The sequence below is a fragment of the Mesorhizobium sp. M7A.F.Ca.US.014.04.1.1 genome (genome assembly GCF_003998745.1).
Taxonomy (GTDB): domain Bacteria; phylum Pseudomonadota; class Alphaproteobacteria; order Rhizobiales; family Rhizobiaceae; genus Mesorhizobium; species Mesorhizobium ciceri.
This window is the reverse complement of the sequence record NZ_RZRW01000809.1, coordinates 1-1991: the sequence shown is the minus strand read 5'-3', so window position 1 is coordinate 1991 and position 1991 is coordinate 1. Positions and strand designations below refer to the sequence as shown.

Below are 1991 nucleotides of genomic sequence, written 5' to 3'. Positions count from 1 at the left end.
AGCCTGCACCGGCAGATCATGAAGGTCGCGCGGTCGGCGGTGGATCAGCCGCACAGCGAGGCTCATACGTTCTTCCTCGACGACGGCACGCGCCGTCTGCGTCTCACCGCGAAGATCGAACCGTTGAGCGTTGATGCCGAGGCTGTCGGGGCAATGGTCATCTTCACCATGCAGGAGCCCTTCAGCCAGCTCGACCTGCTTCTGCTCGACAGCGCCAAATTCGCGCTCAGCGTCCAGATGATGCGCAGCTTCATCCGCTTCCGATTCGAGACACGCACGCTGACGGAGTTGTTCATGGAGGTGGTCGAGCATCGCTGGCACGACCCCGCAGATGTAATGCAGCGGGCGCAGCGGCTTGGCGTAGGGCTGGCATCACCAAAGCAGATGATCCTCATCGACCTGCCTGAAGCCGCCCAAAGCAGCGCCGGACGTCTGGTCGATCCGCATCATGCGGTGATCCGGTTGCTGCAGCAGAACTCGGTCGCGGCTGACATCATCGTCGTCGACAATGGCCTCGTCTGCCTGATCCCGGCTGAGCTGGGCGAAGACAGGGACCGTGTCGCCAAGCTGCTGCGCAAGGTTGCCGAGGAACTGGGGCGCCAATTCGGCCAGGAACCTTTCGTCGTTCTTTCCGGTCTCTGCACCAAACTTGCGGACTATCCCCCGGCATGGGATCGCTGCCGGCGCATGATCCGCATCGGACGCTCGTTCGGCCGGACCGGCGTCTTTGCCAGCCAGGATTTCGGCCCGCTGCCGATGCTGATCGCGGCCGCCGAGGTGGAGGATGTGCGGAGCTTCGTGCAGGACAGTGTCGGCGCCATCGCCGATCACGATCGCCAGCACGGCACCCCCTATATGGAGACGTTGTTCTCGTATCTGCGCGAAGGCTGCCGCAGCCAGGCCTGCGCTGATGCGATGGGGCTGCACGTGACCACCTTGCGGTACCGGCTGGCGCGCATCCAGGAGCTGTTCGGTGTCGATCTCGATACCCCTGAGCGGCGCTTTGCTTTCGAGCTCGCCATCCGCTTGCGCGAGGTCATCGACAACCGCGCTTCGGTCGAAAGATAGCATCGTTCCAGCCTCCGCCGTGCGGACTGTTTCCAGCCCGGGACTCTTCCCTGCTGCTTGCGTTGTTGTCCGCGATCCTTGCTCGCAAACACAGCAGCCTCTCTGCTTGCTGTTCCTATCAACAGGAGGAAGAACGGCTGCAGGTCAGCGGCTAACGTCTCGCGCAATACGAAGAGGGAACACGAGGCCAGATGCTGACGACCCCACAGCCAACGATCGATCCGATTGCACTGAGAAGGGCATTCGGAACCTTCGTGACCGGCGTCACAGTCATCACCACCCGCGACGCCGATGGCACGCCGCGCGGCATGACGGCCAACTCCTTCACGTCGGTCTCGCTTGATCCGCCGCTGCTTCTGGTTTGCGTCGGCAAGGCCGCTGCCAGCTATGCCGCGTTCAACGCGTCCGACTCCTTCGCGGTCAACCTTTTGCATGAGGGGCAGACTGACGTCTCGGCGGTCTTCGCCTCGAAGGCGCACGACAAGTTCGGCTCGATCAGCCATGACCGTGTCCACACCGGGGCGCCGATCCTCAACGAATGCCTGACCTGGTTCGACTGCACCGTGCACAACCGCGTCGATGCCGGCGACCATGTCGTTCTCATCGGCGCCGTGCAGGCGTTTGGCACCAGTCCGTCGGCACCGCTCGGCTTTTGCCGCGGACGCTATGCCTCGGTGAAGGATCCACTGCCACCGGGCTGGCTTGCTTCCCACTCGATGATCGTCGGCTATTTGATCGAAGCCGAAGGCAACATCCTGTTGCGCGCCAACGGCAAGGGCGGCTGGGTGCTGCCCAGCGCCAAGAGCCGCAAGGCGGAAAACGAACTCAAGCTCGAAGGCGGCGACGCACTGACGCTGCTTCCGGATGAGACGTTTCTTTATTCCGTCTTCGATGTCGCCGACAGCGATCCCGGCTACCTCATC

At 62.9% G+C, this 1991-nt stretch carries 2 protein-coding genes; both read left to right on the top strand.

The genetic code is table 11. The features are described from left to right. A partial coding sequence (locus EOA22_RS31755; protein WP_164756115.1) for a helix-turn-helix domain-containing protein occupies nucleotides 1-1068 on the top strand: 1068 nt, incomplete at its 5' end. A 191-nt stretch (nucleotides 1069-1259) separates the two neighbouring features. Continuing rightward, nucleotides 1260-1991: flavin reductase family protein (locus tag EOA22_RS31750; protein ID WP_164756114.1), on the top strand; the 732-nt coding region annotated here is incomplete at its 3' end.